Genomic DNA, 14,047 nt, shown 5'->3' on the forward strand with positions numbered 1-14,047 from the left:
AGAGGAGGCCGCCCCTGCGGGGACGGCCTCCTCTGTCGTGTGCGGTGCGGTCGGTCAGACCTTCGAGACCGCCGAGCTGACGTCGGTCGGCTTCTCGTAGTCGCCCTCGGGGATGGCGCGGAGCGCGTCGAGGACGTCGCTGTCGGCACCCTCCTTCTCGGCCGTCTCGACGATGGTGTCCTTCGAGGCCGGGTAGTCGATGCCCGAGAGGTACTTCTGGATCTGGATGGGGTTGGGGGCGTCCATGCTGGTGTCCTTCCGTGGTGCGGTCAGTGCTGGTGCTCTTCGGCGAAGAGCCGGTCGAAGGCGTCGACGCTGCGGTCGATCACCGTCGTGGGCGTCTCGAGGTGCACTGCGCCGCTGGGCACGAGCCCCGCGCCGCCGAAGCGCTCCATGACGCGCCACTGCGCGGCGACGTCCTCGCCGCTGTGCTCCGGGGGCAGCTGCTCCCAGAAGTCGAAGCCGCCCGCGGCCACCAGGGCGTCGCGGCGGTAGAGGACGCAGGCGCCGAGCCAGGCGATCCGGTAGGGCACCCAGCCGCCCGGGGCGATGTCCAGGCCCGCGGCGATGTGCGTGAGATTGGCGGCGTTGTGCAGGGGCCAGCGCTCGAACGGGGCGGTGCCGCGCCGGATGCGCTCCGGCTCGACCGCGTCGTGCCACGGCTCGAACGCCTCCTGCTCGTGAGGGCGGACGTCCTCCAGGTGGGACAGCCCCTGCACCGCAGAGCCGACGAAGCCGCAGGCGAGCCGCTCGAGCGCGTCGTGCAGGCGGGCGAGCGTGCCCGGCTCGAGCCAGACGTCGTCGTCGAGGAACAGCACGGCCGGCGCGCTCGAGAGCGAGAGCAGGAACTGGCGCTGCTGCGCGAGCCCGAGACGCGGCAGGTTGGAGCGCACGAGCGGCGCGCGCCCCTGCGCCTCGAGGACCCGCAGCATCGAGCGCACCGTCGGGTCGGCGGAGGCGACGCCGTCGGCGGACTGGTCGCTGACGATCACCCGGAACGGCGGGTCGTCCTGCGCCGCCAGCCCGGCGAGAGTGGCGGCGAGCTCGGAGCGGCGGCCCGCCGTCGGGATCAGCACGTCGATCACCGGAGGTGTCCCGTCGGCAGGGCGCCCCCACTCGCCCGACCAGCGGCGGCTGCTCACGACGGGCCCGGCTGCGCGGACGAGCGGATCCGCTGCACCATCTCGGTCGTGGAGTGCTCGGAGACGTAGCCCACCGTGGTGACCGTGCCGCCGTAGGAGCGCACGACCACCGCCTCCGCCAGCATGTCGGGGGCGTAGTCGCCGCCCTTGACGTAGACGTCGGGGTGCACGCGCTCGAGCAGGGGGATCGGGGTGTCGCCGCTGAAGAGGGTCACGTAGTCGACGCAGCCCAGCTCGGCGATGACGCCCGCACGGTCGCCCTCGGGGTTGATCGGCCGTCCCTCGCCCTTCAGCCGGCGCACGGAGTCGTCGTCGTTGACCGCGACGACCAGCACGTCGCCGAGCTCCCGCGCCTGGCGCAGGTAGGCGGTGTGGCCGCGGTGCAGCACGTCGAAGCAGCCGTTCGTGAAGACGATGCGCCGCCCGCGTCGGGCCTCCTCGGCGAGCACCTCGACCAGGCCGTCCTCGCCGAGCACGACGGCGCCGGGGGCGGCGAGGGAGGCGGTGAGGTCGTCGGCGGTGCAGACGGAGGTGCCGGGGCGCTGGACGACGACGTCTGCCGCCGCCTGGGCGAGGTCGACGGCGGTCGCGAGCGAGCGGCCGGCGGCGAGGGCGAGGGTGGCGGTCGCGGCGAAGGTGTCGCCGGCTCCCGAGGCCTGCTTCTCCTCGGCCGGCTGGGCGAAGGTGCGCGTGATCGAGCCGTCGGCGTCGAGGGCGGCGGCGCCGTCGCGGTCGAGGGTGACGACGACGTGGCGGGCGCCCGAGCGCTCGCGGAGGCGGTCGGCGGCGGCGCGGACGGCCGCGGCGCGCTCCGAGCCGCGGCCGAGCGTCTCGCCGAGGAGGCGCTCCGCCTCCTTCGCGTTCGGAGTCACGAGGTCGGGGCGCGCGAAGGCCCAGTCGGCGAGCTCGTGGGCGTCGATCACGAGGAGCCCGGGCCGGGAGGCGGCGAGCACGTGCTCGACCGCGGCGCGCAGGATGCCGGAGCCGTAGTCGCAGACCAGCACGGCGTCGGCGCCGTCGGCCGCCCGCACCGCCGCCTCGGCGAGCCGCTCGAGCTCGTCGTCGGCGGGACGGTGCGGCCCGGAGTCGACCCGCAGCATCACGCTGTCGCTGCCGACGACGCGGGTCTTGATCGTGGTCGCGGCACCGGTGCGCACGATGCCCGCGGTGTCCAGACCCGCCCGCAGGAGGGCCTGCAGGAGGCGGTCGCCCTCGGGGTCGCGCCCGGCGACTCCCACGGTCCGCACCTCGGCGCCGAGCGCCCGCAGATTGGCGGCGGTGTTGGCCGCGCCCCCCGCGACATCGACGACGTCCTCGAGGCGGAGGACCGGCGCCGGGGCCTCGCGCGTGACGCGCTCGGCCTCGCCCAGCCACCAGGAGTCGAGGATGAGGTCGCCGATCACCGCGACGACCGGCGGGCGCTCGCGCACCTGGGCGACCAGGGCGCTCGCCCGCTGCAGTGCCGAGCCCTCGAGGCTCATGAGGCGGCTCCGCGCAGCACAGGGAGACCGAAGTGCACGACCGTGGTGGTCGTCATCTCGTCGAGCAGCTCGGGGCCGTAGCCGAAGCCCGAGCCGCTGGTGCCGCGCGGCTGGGCGCTGCCGCCGGGGGCGCCTCCGAAGACGCCGTTGATCTTGACCGTGCCGACGGGGAGGACGGCCGCGGCGCGGTGCGCGTGCTCCATGTCGCCGGTGAGGACCGTGGCGGCGAGGCCGTAGGGGCTCTCGGCCGCGCGGGAGAGGCCCTCGTCGAAACCGTCGACGACGACGATCGGCGCGACCGGGCCGAAGGTCTCCTCGGTCATCACCAGCATGTCGTCGGTGCAGTCGGCGAGCACGGTCGCGGGGTAGAAGGTGCCCTCGCCGGGCTCGCCGCCGGTGAGGGCGCGGGCGCCCTGCCCGAGCGCCTCGCTCACGTGCTCGTGGACGGCGTCGCGCATGCGGGCGTCGACGAGGCGCGGGAGGGGGCCGGCGCTCCAGCGCTCGGCCTCGGCGACCAGCGCGGTCGTGAACGCCTCGGCGACGTCGCGGTGCACGTAGATGCGCTCGACCGACGTGCAGATCTGACCGGCGTTCGCGAAGGCTCCGAGCGCGGCCTGCTGGGCGGCCCAGACGGGATCGACGTCGGCGTCGACCACCAGTGCGTCGTTGCCGCCGTTCTCGAGGATGACGTGGGCGCCGGTGACGGCTGCGACCCGGGCGAGCGCTCGGCCGGTCGCGGTCGAGCCGACGTGGGCGAGGACGTCGACGCCCTCGGTGCGGGCGAGCGCGTCGCCGACGGCGCCGTCGCCCTCGACGAGGGTCAGCACGCCCTCGGGCAGGGCCTCGACCAGGATCCGGGTGAAGAGGGCTCCGGTGCCGGGGCTGCGCTCGCTGGGCTTGTGGATCACGACGTCACCCGAGACGATCGCGGCGCCGAGCATGCCGGCGGCGACGGCGACGGGGTCGTTCCACGGGGTGAGCGCCAGGACCACGCCGCGGGGGTGCGGCAGGGCGAGATCGACGTTGAGTGCGCCTCCGCGCAGGCTCCTGCCGCGGTGCAGCGGGCCGAGCTCCGCGTACTGCAGCAGGGTGTCGACTCCGGCGCGGACACCGCCGAGGGCATCGCCGGCGGGCTTGCCCGTCTCGTCGGTGTTGAGGATCGCGAGCTCGTCCTCGCGCGCGGCGACGGCGTGCGCGGCGGCGCGCAGCAGGGCGCCCCGCTCGGCGGGCGCGGTGGCGGCCCAGGCGGGGAACGCCGCGCGGGCGCGTCGGACGGCGTCGGCGGGGCTCGTGGCGGTGGCGGCGGGGGTCGTGATGTCGATGGTCACGGTCACCTCTCGATCGGAGGCGTCCGCTCAGGTCGCGGACGCGCGTGCCCACCCCCTGTACCCGCGCGGAGCGGGCTCAGACAGGGGCCTGGGTGAATTCGCGGAGCCGTCGAACAGGGCTGCGGAGGGTGCTCGCCCGGGGTGGTCCGGGAGGCGTCAGCCGGGGTCGCGGGGGTCGGCGTCGAGCCTCCGGGCGAGGCGGTCGAGCACCGTCGTCGCCGCCGCCAGATCGTCGTCGCCGACGTCGGTCCCGTCGGCGGAGAGCAGCCGGCGCAGGTCGCGGTGCATCGTCCGCGTCGCGTCGTGCCCGGCCGCGGTGAGCTCGAGGTGGAGGCTGCGGCGGTCCTGGGGGTGCTCGACCCGGTGCACGAGCCCGGACGACACGAGCCGGGTCGTGATCCCGGTGACCGCCCCCTTCGACACAGACAGCGCGGTCGAGAGCTCCTTGGGGGTCACGGAGCCGGCCGCGCCGATGCGGAAGAGGCAGCGCAGCTCGATCTCCGACAGCCCGTGCTCGGCGGCGAGGCGGCTCCGGTGCGCCTCGAGAGCCCGGAAGAAGCGCACCGCCGCGTCGGGGAAGCCGTCGAGCAGGTGCTGCCGGGGGGAGTGCCGGCTCACCGGTGCCGCTCGATCTCCGAATCCACCTGTCCACGGTACGCCGCCGGACGGGTTCCCGCCAGTGAATTGTTCACAAAGCGAACAGTTCAGAATGTGAACCATGATTCCCGACATCCTGACCCAGGGTCAGTACGACACCGTCTACAACGCCCTCTCGCTCGTGATCGCCTCGCAGCTGTTCACGGCCGTGTTCCTCCTGATCTCGCTGCCCAGGGTGCTGCCCCGGTACCGGCAGGCGATCACGGTCGCGCTCGTGGTCTGCGGCATCGCGGCGTACCACTACTTCCGCATCTTCGACTCCTTCAAGGCGGCCTTCGTCACCGACTCGGTCGGCGGCACCGGCGACTACACCCAGGCCGCCGGCGCCTCCTTCAACGAGGGCTACCGCTACGTCGACTGGCTCCTGACCGTGCCGCTGCTGCTGGTCGAGCTCGTCGCGGTGCTCGCCCTCGCGCGGAAGGTGCAGTCGCGCCTGCTCTACCGGCTGGTCCCGGCGTCGGCGCTGATGATCGCGCTCGGCTACCCGGGTGAGATCAGCGGGGACAACGGCGTGCGGGGGATCTTCGGGATCCTCTCGACGATCCCGTTCGCCTACATCCTGTTCGTCCTCTTCACCCAGCTCAGCCGGTCGCTGAAGAACCAGCCGGCCGGGGTGCGCGGCACGCTGGGACGCCTCCGCTTCCTCCTGCTGCTCAGCTGGGGCGTGTACCCCATCGCCTACCTGCTGCCGCTGCTCGACGTCTCGGGCGCCGACGCCTGGGTGGGCAAGCAGGTGGGGTACTCGATCGCGGACATCGTCGCGAAGGCCGTCTACGCGCTGATCATCCTCCACGTCGCGAAGGTGAAGTCGTACGACGACGACCACGCCTTCGCGGCGGTCGAGACCTCCCGGGCCGATGCTCCCGAGCGCGAGGCTCCGGTCGAGCACGGTGTCGCGAGCGAGGGCGAGGCGCTCGCCCGAGGGTGAGATCCAGACCGGTCGGCGGCTCGTGGCGGGCGGGCCGCCGACCGCCCGGCGACGGGCACGGCGCGCAGTCCGGCGCTCAGCGGAGGAAGCGGATCGCCGGGACCCGCACGGCCCGGCCGCCGGAGGCCTGCACGAGCCCGACGACCGCGACGACGAGATTGACCACTCCGAGCAGCAGCCAGACGATCACGGCGAGATCCCAGGGGAGGAAGCCGCTCGCGCGGATCGACAGGGCGACGACCCACACCACCGTGCAGGGGACGGCGATCACGAGGACGGTGAGGCCCCAGTCCGCGGCCCGTCGGCCGTTCGCGCGGGCGAGTCCGCCGGCGCGGCTCTGGTGCAGGCCGACGGCCACCATCACGATCCCGCTGATCACGAGGTTGACGAACGGGACCAGGAGCAGCCCCAGGAGCCCGAGTCCCCAGGACAGGGCCGCGGCGGGCGGCCGGACGGCGGGCGGCGGCGGTGTCGGGGCGGTCGTCACCCCCACAGGCTACTGACGGAGGGGCCCCGCGCTGCCCCTCCCGGAGCGCGGGCGGGCGGCGGGCGTTTCGGATCGGCGCCCGCGGGGAACAGGGGGGAGTGCACCCCGCCCCCGGAGACCCCGCGCCTCCGCCGCACCCGAGAGGAACCCCCGTGGTCGCCATCGCCCCGCTCCGAGACCGCTTCGACGCCGTCGAGAGGATCGCCGTCCTGCGCGGCGGCGGACTCGGCGACCTGCTCTTCGCGCTGCCGGCCGTCGAGGCGCTCGCCGCGTCGTACCCGGGCGCCGAGATCACTCTGCTGGGCACTCCGGCCCACCGGGTGCTGCTCGAGGGGGTCGACTCGCCGATCGCCGACGTGGAGGTGCTGCCGGTCGCGCAGGGTGTCCGCGACGGGCAGGGCGAGGACGAGCGCGTCGTCGAGGACTTCACCGCCCGGATGCGCGGACGACGCTTCGACCTCGCGGTGCAGCTGCACGGAGGCGGACGGTTCTCGAACCCGTTCCTGCAGCGGCTCGGCGCGCGGCACACGATCGGCTCGCGCACCGACGACGCGGCCGAGCTCGAGCGCACGATCCCCTACGTCTACTACCAGCACGAGATGCTGCGCGCCCTCGAGATCGCCGGGCTCGCGGGCGCTCCGGCGACCCGGCTCGAGCCGTTCCTGCACGTCGACCCCGAGCGCCGCGACCGGCTCGCCGCCGCGCTGCCCGCGGGCGGTCCGCTCGTGCTGATCCACCCGGGCGCGACGGATGTGCGCCGCCGGTGGCCGAGCGGGTCGTTCGCCGAGGTGGCGCGGGCGCTGCTCGAGGACGGGGCGCGCGTGCTCGTGGTGGGCGACGCCTCCGATGCGCCCGCCGCCGACGAGATCGTGGCCGCGGCACCGGGAGCCGTCTCGTGGGCGGGCGCGGTCGAGCTGCCCGATCTCGCGCCCCTGCTCTCGCTCGCCGATGTCGTGCTCGGCAACGACAGCGGGCCGCGGCACCTCGCGGCGGCGGTCGGGGCGCCGACGGTCGGGATCTTCTGGGTGGGCAACGCGATCAACGCCCAGCCCCTCGGCCGGCAGCGCCACCGCGTGCAGCTGAGCTGGACGACGCGCTGCCCCGTCTGCGGCATCGACGTGACGCAGGTGGGCTGGACGGCTCCGCGGTGCGAGCACGAGCTGAGCTTCGTCGACGACGTGCCGGTCGACCGGGTGCTCGAGGACGTGCGCGGAGTGCTCGCCGCGACGCGCTGAGGCCCGCTGAGACGCGAGGCCCGCCGAGACGCCGGATGCCACCCCGGTGCGCGACCCGCCGAGGCGGACGCACCGGAGTGGCATCCCGGGGAGGCGCGTCAGAGGATCACGGCCAGGACGGCTCCTCCTCGTGCGTGATCACGAGCTCGCGGACCTCGCAGCCGCGCGGCTGGCCGAGCACGAACATCACGGCGTTCGCCACGTTCTCCGGGTCGTTCAGGAGCGCGTCGGGGCCCGGCTTGTACTGCGCGTCGCGGTCGTCGAAGAAGCGCGTCTTCATGCCCGAGGGGATCAGCGTGGTCACGCCGATCTCGCCCTTGGTCTCGGCCGCGAGGGCCCGCGTGAAGCCGAGCACGCCGAACTTCGAGGCGCAGTAGGCGGTGGCGTCCGAGACGGCCTTGATCGCGAGAGAGGAGGCGACGGTCACGACGCGCCCGTGGGTCTCGGTCAGGAACGGCAGCGCCGCACGCACGACCGCCGCGGTGCCGAGGAGGTTGACCGAGATGACCCGCTCCCACTCCTCCGGCTCCACGTCGACGAGGCGTCCGCAGCGGTCGATGCCGGCCGCGGTGACGACCGCGTCGAGTCCGCCGTGCTCGCGGGCGATCTCGACGACCGCCTTCTCGGCCTCGCGGGTCTTCGCGACGTCGACCTGGTAGGCGGCGACGCCCTCGCCGAGCGAGGAGACGTCGCGGTCGAGGATGATCGGCGTCCCGCCGGCGGCCGTCACGGCAGCGGCGACGGCGGCGCCGAGGCCCGAGGCGCCTCCGGTGATCAGAACGCGGCCGATGGGGGTGGGAGTGGTGCTCATGGGTGTCCTTTCGAGGGGCGGAGTCAGCCGACGCGCGCGAGCGCGGCGGCGAGACGGGTGGTCGAGCGGCCCGGGTGGTAGGGCACGGTGAGGACGCGGCCGCCCCATTCGGCGACCGTCTTCGTCTCGGGGAGGGACTCGGCGGAGTAGTCGCCGCCCTTCACCCAGACGTCGGGGCGGATGCGGCGCAGCGCCTCGTCGGGCGTGTCCTCGCCGAAGACGATCACGGCGTCGACGCAGCCCAGCGCGAGCAGGAGGTCGACCCGGTCGTCCTGGGGGATGATCGGCCGCAGCTCGCCCTTGAGGCGCCGCACGGAGTCGTCGGAGTTGAGGCAGACGATCAGGCAGTCGCCGAGCGCTCGGGCAGCCGAGAGCGTGCGGGCGTGACCGGCGTGCAGCAGGTCGAAGCAGCCTCCGGTCGCGACGACCGTGCCGCCGGCGCCGCGCACGGCCTCGGCGACGCGCAGGGCGTCGACGCCGCCTCCGTGCAGGGGAGCCGTGTCGGAGGGGGCGCCGAGGGAGGCGACTCCGCCGGCGAGCAGGTAGGCGCCGGCAGCGGCGACGGCCGCGCCGACCGCCTCCGAGGGGCTCGCCCCGCCCGCGAGCGCGACGGCGGCGGAGGCGGCGAACCGGTCGCCCGCCCCGCACGGGTCGGTGGGAGGCACCGCGGCGGCGGGCACCGCCACCGGTACACCGGCGCCCCGGGAGCGCACGAGCGCGCCGTGCGAGCCCATCGTCACGGCGACCGCACCGCAGCCCCAGCGCTCGAGGAGCGTGGTGGCGGCCGACTCGGCCAGCGTCACCCCGCGGCCGGACGCGCCGGAGAAGGCGGTCGCCTCCGCGAGGTTCGGGGTCGCCAGAGTGGTGCCCGCGACGGGCGAGGAGCCGCGCGGGTGCGGATCCCAGACCAGGGGCACGGTCAGCGCGTCGAGCGCGGCGCGCAGCGACGGGTCCTCGGTGAGGCGGCGGCCGTAGTCGGCGACCACGACCGCGTCGGCGTCGGCGAGGGCCGCGAGCATCTCCTCCGTCACCGCGGGCACCGGCGGGCGCTCGCAGCCGCGGTCGAACCGCACGACGGCCTGACCGGAGGCGGCGACCCGCGTCTTCACCGGGGTGGGCGCACCGGAGGCTCCCGCCACCAGGCGGACGCCGTCGAGCTCGGCGCGCAGTTCGGCGACATCGGGGTCGGCGGCGTCGGCGAGCGCGGTGACGAGGGTGACGTCGTGCCCGTCGCGCACGAGCATGCGGGCGACGAGCCCGGCCCCGCCCGCGCGGGCGCTGCGGGCCGAGACGTCGACGACGGGGACCGGGGCGTCGGGGCTCAGTCGCTCGGCGGGCCCGGCGAGGTCGACGTCGAGCATCACGTCGCCGACCACGGCGATGCGCAGGCGAGCGCTCACGCGGCCGCCTCCGTCCGCGCGCGGATGCGCTGCTCGAACGCCCGGCAGAGCGCGTGCACGAGGACGAGCTGCGCCTCCTGCACGTTGGCGCCGTGGCCCGTGAGCGCGATCGACTCGTCGCAAGCCTCGGTCAGCGGGTTCGGCCCGTCTCCGGTGAGCGCCCAGGTGCGGGCGCCCGCGGCGCGCGCCGCTTCGGCGGCGTGGAGCAGGTTGGCGCTGCGGCCGCTCGTGGAGAGAAGGACGACGACGTCGCCCGACCGCGCGTGGGCGGTCACCTGGCGGGAGAAGACGTGGTCGAAGCCGTAGTCGTTGCCGATCGCGGTGAGGCTCGAGGTCTCGGAGTGCAGCGAGATCGCCGAGAACGGGATCCGGTCGCCGTCGAAGCGGCCGACCAGCTCGGCGGTCAGGTGCTGCGCCTCGGCCGCCGATCCGCCGTTGCCCGCGGCGAGCAGGCGCGCGCCCGAGTGGAGGCGGTCGGCCAGGTCGACGCCCCAGGTGGCGATCTGCTCGGCGTGCTGCTCGAGCTGGGCGACGACCTCGAGGGCGCGGGCCACGTGGTCGTCGACGAGACGCCGGGCGGCGCTCGTCGGGGTGTCCAGGACGGTGTCGATGGTCATCGTCGCGGTGCCGCCTTCCGGGTGGTGGGTGAGGAGGGAGCGCCGGAGGCGCCGGTGAGGACCGACTCCTCGCCGAGGCCGGCGAGGGTCGAGAGGTAGGCGCGCTCGGTGTCCGCGGCGACGCGGTCCCACGAGTAGCGCGACTCGACGCGCTCGCGCCCGGCGGCGCCGTAGGAGCGGGCGCGCTGCGGGTCGTCGATCAGGGCCGCGAGCGCGGAGGCGAGCGCCTCCGGGTCGCGCGGCGGCACGTGCACGCCGGTGACGTCCTCGACGACGGTGTCGATCAGGCCGCCGACCGAGGAGGCGACCACGGGCACGCCGCACGCCATCGCCTCGAGCGGGGTGATGCCGAACGGCTCGTACCAGGGCGCGCAGACCACGATGTCGGCCGAGCGGAGCATCGCCGGCATCTCGGTCTGCGACAGCTGCCCGGCGAAGACGACGCGGTCGGCGACTCCGAGGCTCTCGGCGACGCCGTGCAGGCGCTGGTACTCGGGGTCGGCGGTGAGCGCATCGCCCGAGCCGGACCCGCCCACGATCACCAGCTCGGCGTCGTGGCCGCCGTCGACGAGGCGGGCGAGCGCCTCGATGGCGTGACCCATGCCCTTGCGAGGCACGAGCCTCCCGATGCTCATCAGCCGCGTGCGGGCGGTGCGGGCCGCGACAGGTCCGTCGACCGAGAACCGGTCGATGTCGACGCCGCACGGCACGACGGCGATGCGACCGGTCGGCACGCCGAGGTTCTTGAGCTCGAAGGCCTCGTCGGAGCAGGTCGCGACGATCCCGTCGGCGCACTGACCGACCCCCGGCTCGAGCCAGGCGCGCTCCTCGGGGCTGGTGTCGAGGGCGCCCTGCTGGCGGCGCTTGACGACGCCGAGGGCGTGGAAGGTGTGGAGCACCGGGACGCGGCGCCCGGTGGCGCGCTCGACCCGCTCGGAGGCGTCGAGTGCGGCGACCCCCGACATCCAGAAGTGGCTGTGCACGAGGTCGGGTCGCTCCTCGAGCCACTCCTCGGCCAGATCGACCGCGAAGTCGCCCATGAAGGGGAGCAGCTCGTCCTTCGAGACCTTGGCGGCGGGGCCCGCGTCGATGTGCACGACCTCGACTCCGGAGGTGAAGGGTACGCGGCGGGGGAGCGACGGGTCGTCGCGGCGGGTGTAGACGGTGACGCGGTGACCGCGTCGGGCGAGCGCGTCGGCCAGAGCGGCGACGTGCACGTTCTGCCCGCCGGCGTCGACGCCTCCGAGCGTCGCGAGCGGGCTCGCGTGCTCCGACACCATCGCGATCGTCAGTGATCGGCTCATCGTGCACCTCCTTCTGCGGCGACGGCGAGCGTGCGCGCGGGCGTGAGCTCCGCCAGCACCTCGTCCCAGTCGCGGTGGAACCGCCCGAGCCCGTAGCGCTCGAGCGCGACCTCGCGCGCCACGGCGCCGGCGCGGGCGGCCTTCTCGGGGTCCTCGATCAGCGCCCGGGCGGCGGCCGCGAGGGCATCGAGGTCGTTGGTGACGGCGCCGGCCTCCGGTGGCACGGCGCGGCCGGCCTCGGTCACGTCCAGCGCGACGACCGGCATCCCCAGGTGCATCGCCTCGAGCAGCGCGAGGCCGAGCGAGGTCCAGCGGAAGGGGTGCAGGTAGACCCGGCGGCGGGCGAGGGAGGCGTGCATCGCCTCGGTGCGCACGTCGCCCATCACGGTGACGTCGGCGAGGCCCGGCAGCTCGGCGAGCCGGTCGGTCTTCATGCCGAACACGTCGAGCGGCGCGACTCCGGCGAAGCGCGGCAGCAGATCGGTGCCGGCGACGCGACCGCGCCGCACCGGCTCGTTGACGACCACGCCGAAGTGCGCCAGCTCGCCCGTGTAGAGCGCACCCGGGTCGTGGATCCCGTGCTCGATGACGGTGGTCCTGGTCGAGCCCGTGTCCCACATCAGAGCGTTGAAGTGGGTGACGTGCACCAGGAGGAGGTCGTCGCGGTCGGCGAGCGGGTGGCGGTTGCTCGGCACGTCTCCGCGGGGCGTGTTGTGCTCGACGTAGACGGCGGCGACGTCGCGGCCGAGACGGCGGCCCAGGAGGCGTTCCGCCTCGGCGAGCTCCTCGGGGCGCTGCAGCAGCACGACGTCGACGTCGGCGTCGTGCAGCTCCTCGGGAGCGATCTCGACCGTGTTCGGCCAGTCGCGGCCGCCGGTGCCCAGGCCCCAGCCGTCGCGGGCGGCCGTCGTCGGGAGCAGGTACTGGTGGTCGCCGCGGACGAACGCGTCCGCCCAGCCGCCGTGCACGTGCCAGAGCAGGATCCTCATGCGATCGCCTCCGTGGGGGTCGTGATGGTGCGCGGGAGTGCGCGGAGTCGCAGGGCGGCGGCGACCGCCTCCTCGGCGCTCACCCCCGCCAGACAGGGGTGCCCGGGCACCGGGCAGACGCGGGCGCGCGAGCCGGCGCACGGGGCGTGCTGGTCGCCGAGCAGCTCGACCGGGACGCCGTAGGGCGCCCATCGGATCGCCGGGACCACGGGGGCGAAGAGGCTGACGACCGGGGTGCCGACGGCCGCAGCGAGGTGGGCGGGGCCCGTGTTGCCGCTGATCACGACGTCGGCCCGGGCGAGCACCTCGGCGGCGCCCGCGAAGTCGGTCGCGCCGCCGAGGTCGATGCCGCGGGTGCCCGCGACCTCGGCGGTCAGCGCCCGCTCGCCCGCGCCTCCGGTGACCGCGACGGCGATGCCCTGATCGGCGAGCAGCTCGACGGCGCGCGCCGCGTTCGCGGCGGGCCACGCGCGCGCCGGCACGGCGGCGCCGGGGTGCACGACGACGTAGGGTCCGATGCCCTCGAGCGCGGCGGGGAGGCTGCCCTCGCGCTGCACCCGGAGTCGCCCGTCGTCGCCCTCCGGCAGCGCGAAGCCGGCCGCCGCCGCGACCGCGAGGGCGCGCTCGGGCTCGGGCTGGTCCTCCTCGAGCGTCTCGCCGGGCACCAGGCGCACATCGAGCAGGGCGCCGGCGAAGTCGACGGAGGCGCCCGAGATGCGCGCCACGCCGGCCAGCCGCAGCAGGAGAGCCAGGGGCAGGGGCGACTGGTGGAACGAGGTGAGGATCACGGCCTCGTCGGGCCGGAACTCCTCGACGATCGCCTGCAGCTCGGCGACGAGGTCGGCGTCGACCGGGCGCGAGGCGTCGCCGATCCACGGGCACCACCAGGTGCGCACCGACGACGGGCCCGGCAGCAGCGCCGCGGCGGGCGCGCCCTGCGGGCCTGCGAGCAGCAGCACCTCGGCGTCGGCCGCGATCGCGCGCACGGCGGGGCCGCACAGCAGCACGTCGCCCGCGCTGTCCAGGCGGGCGACGAGCACCCGGCGGGTCATGCGGAGTCCTCGTCGGGCTGCATCGCGAGGAGCAGCTCGACCGCCTCGAGGAGGGTCGCGGCGCGCAGGGGAGCGGCCGTCACCTCCTCCTGACGCGTGATCGGGGTGGGGACGAGCACGCCGCGCGCACCGGCGGCGGCCGCGGCGCCCATGTCGGCGCCGATGTCGCCGATCACGGCGAGGGAGTCGGCGGGGAGGCCGAGGGCCGCCGCGGCGTCGAGCACCATCCCGGGCGCGGGCTTCCGGCAGTCGCAGCCGTCCTCGGGTCCGTGCGGGCAGAGCATCCAGACGTCGAAACCGCCGAAGACCTCGTCGACCCGGCGGTTGACCGCCTCGGCCTGCTCGCGGGCGATGATGCCGCGGGCGATGCCCGACTGGTTCGTGACGACTCCGAGCGCGAGCCCGGCCTCGCGGGCCCGCGCCACCGCGTCGAGCGCGGTGGGCATCGGCTCGACCAGCGCCGGGTCGCCGTTGTACGGCACGTCGACCACGAGGGTCGCGTCGCGGTCGAAGAGGATCCCGCGCAGGCGGGGCGAGGCGGCGCCCTGCGGGTGGATCGTGTCGTTCACCTCTTCCACGTACCCCGCTCGGGGAGGTCGTAAACCCCGAGGAGGAG

At 75.1% G+C, this 14,047-nt stretch carries 15 protein-coding genes; 2 read left to right on the forward strand and 13 right to left on the reverse strand.

The features are described 5' to 3' along the window. Window positions 1-54: 54 nt before the first annotated feature. From GSU68_RS06250 to GSU68_RS06270, 5 genes are all read right to left on the reverse strand, one after another. Window positions 55-246 (reverse strand): DUF2795 domain-containing protein, encoded by a 192-nt coding sequence (locus GSU68_RS06250; RefSeq protein WP_159906510.1) that lies wholly within the window; start codon window positions 244-246, stop codon window positions 55-57. Window positions 247-269: 23 nt separating this feature from the next. Then, complete coding sequence (locus tag GSU68_RS06255) at window positions 270-1,142, reverse strand: glycosyltransferase family 2 protein (RefSeq protein WP_159906511.1); 873 nt, start codon at window positions 1,140-1,142, stop codon at window positions 270-272. Beyond that, window positions 1,139-2,623: a D-glycero-beta-D-manno-heptose 1-phosphate adenylyltransferase gene (gene rfaE2 / locus GSU68_RS06260; protein WP_159906512.1), complete on the reverse strand. Its 1,485-nt coding sequence runs from the start codon at window positions 2,621-2,623 to the stop codon at window positions 1,139-1,141. The genes GSU68_RS06255 and rfaE2 overlap by 4 nt, the downstream gene beginning before the upstream one ends. Beyond that, a complete protein-coding gene (locus GSU68_RS06265; RefSeq protein WP_159906513.1) occupies window positions 2,620-3,957 on the reverse strand; it encodes an aldehyde dehydrogenase family protein in 1,338 nt (445 codons plus the stop codon). Before GSU68_RS06265 ends, rfaE2 begins: the two co-directional genes overlap by 4 nt. 150 nt (window positions 3,958-4,107) lie before the next feature. Continuing rightward, window positions 4,108-4,569: a MarR family transcriptional regulator gene (locus GSU68_RS06270; RefSeq protein WP_159906514.1), complete on the reverse strand. Its 462-nt coding sequence runs from the start codon at window positions 4,567-4,569 to the stop codon at window positions 4,108-4,110. A 100-nt stretch (window positions 4,570-4,669) separates the two neighbouring features. Here GSU68_RS06270 and GSU68_RS06275 point away from each other — a divergent pair, with 100 nt between their 5' ends. Beyond that, window positions 4,670-5,536, forward strand: coding sequence for a bacteriorhodopsin (locus tag GSU68_RS06275; protein WP_159906515.1), 867 nt, complete (start codon window positions 4,670-4,672; stop codon window positions 5,534-5,536). A 76-nt stretch (window positions 5,537-5,612) separates the two neighbouring features. Here GSU68_RS06275 and GSU68_RS06280 read toward each other — a convergent pair whose 3' ends face one another. Beyond that, window positions 5,613-6,023 (reverse strand): DUF4870 domain-containing protein, encoded by a 411-nt coding sequence (locus GSU68_RS06280; RefSeq protein ID WP_159906516.1) that lies wholly within the window; start codon window positions 6,021-6,023, stop codon window positions 5,613-5,615. 152 nt (window positions 6,024-6,175) lie between these two features. Here GSU68_RS06280 and GSU68_RS06285 point away from each other — a divergent pair, with 152 nt between their 5' ends. After that, window positions 6,176-7,258: a glycosyltransferase family 9 protein gene (locus GSU68_RS06285; protein WP_159906517.1), complete on the forward strand. Its 1,083-nt coding sequence runs from the start codon at window positions 6,176-6,178 to the stop codon at window positions 7,256-7,258. 106 nt (window positions 7,259-7,364) lie between these two features. On the opposite strand, the gene GSU68_RS06290 is transcribed toward GSU68_RS06285, so the two are convergent. The 7 genes from GSU68_RS06290 to GSU68_RS19615 are packed head-to-tail and all read right to left on the reverse strand — an operon-like array spanning window position 7,365 to window position 14,000. Beyond that, complete coding sequence (locus GSU68_RS06290; RefSeq protein WP_159906518.1) at window positions 7,365-8,069, reverse strand: SDR family oxidoreductase; 705 nt, start codon at window positions 8,067-8,069, stop codon at window positions 7,365-7,367. Between the two features lie 23 nt (window positions 8,070-8,092). Next, entirely contained in the window at window positions 8,093-9,457 is a 1,365-nt protein-coding gene (locus tag GSU68_RS06295) for a PfkB family carbohydrate kinase (RefSeq protein ID WP_159910154.1), read from the reverse strand. A gap of 8 nt (window positions 9,458-9,465) precedes the next feature. Next, a complete protein-coding gene (locus GSU68_RS06300) occupies window positions 9,466-10,086 on the reverse strand; it encodes an SIS domain-containing protein (RefSeq protein ID WP_159906519.1) in 621 nt (206 codons plus the stop codon). Beyond that, window positions 10,083-11,378, reverse strand: a complete 1,296-nt coding sequence (locus tag GSU68_RS06305; protein WP_159910156.1) for a glycosyltransferase — start codon at window positions 11,376-11,378, stop codon at window positions 10,083-10,085. Before GSU68_RS06305 ends, GSU68_RS06300 begins: the two co-directional genes overlap by 4 nt. A gap of 8 nt (window positions 11,379-11,386) precedes the next feature. Next, complete coding sequence (locus tag GSU68_RS06310; protein WP_159906520.1) at window positions 11,387-12,379, reverse strand: glycosyltransferase; 993 nt, start codon at window positions 12,377-12,379, stop codon at window positions 11,387-11,389. Next, window positions 12,376-13,431: a glycosyltransferase family 9 protein gene (locus GSU68_RS06315; RefSeq protein WP_159906521.1), complete on the reverse strand. Its 1,056-nt coding sequence runs from the start codon at window positions 13,429-13,431 to the stop codon at window positions 12,376-12,378. The genes GSU68_RS06310 and GSU68_RS06315 overlap by 4 nt, the downstream gene beginning before the upstream one ends. Beyond that, window positions 13,428-14,000, reverse strand: a complete 573-nt coding sequence (locus GSU68_RS19615) for an HAD-IIIA family hydrolase (RefSeq protein ID WP_244259409.1) — start codon at window positions 13,998-14,000, stop codon at window positions 13,428-13,430. The genes GSU68_RS06315 and GSU68_RS19615 overlap by 4 nt, the downstream gene beginning before the upstream one ends. Window positions 14,001-14,047: the final 47 nt, after the last annotated feature.

The sequence above is a fragment of the Rathayibacter sp. VKM Ac-2759 genome (assembly GCF_009834225.1).
Taxonomy (GTDB): Bacteria; Actinomycetota; Actinomycetes; order Actinomycetales; family Microbacteriaceae; genus Rathayibacter.

What these genes read in the sequence shown, in the direction of transcription:
- rfaE2 (WP_159906512.1), bottom strand. Translation starts at nt 2,623, where the DNA reads ATGAGCCTCGAGGGCTCGGCACTGCAGCGGGCGAGCGCCCTGGTCGCC.
- GSU68_RS06300 (WP_159906519.1), bottom strand. Translation starts at nt 10,086, where the DNA reads ATGACCATCGACACCGTCCTGGACACCCCGACGAGCGCCGCCCGGCGT.
- GSU68_RS06275 (WP_159906515.1), top strand. Translation starts at nt 4,670, where the DNA reads ATGATTCCCGACATCCTGACCCAGGGTCAGTACGACACCGTCTACAAC.
- GSU68_RS06290 (WP_159906518.1), bottom strand. Translation starts at nt 8,069, where the DNA reads ATGAGCACCACTCCCACCCCCATCGGCCGCGTTCTGATCACCGGAGGC.
- GSU68_RS06310 (WP_159906520.1), bottom strand. Translation starts at nt 12,379, where the DNA reads ATGAGGATCCTGCTCTGGCACGTGCACGGCGGCTGGGCGGACGCGTTC.
- GSU68_RS06315 (WP_159906521.1), bottom strand. Translation starts at nt 13,431, where the DNA reads ATGACCCGCCGGGTGCTCGTCGCCCGCCTGGACAGCGCGGGCGACGTG.
- GSU68_RS06250 (WP_159906510.1), bottom strand. Translation starts at nt 246, where the DNA reads ATGGACGCCCCCAACCCCATCCAGATCCAGAAGTACCTCTCGGGCATC.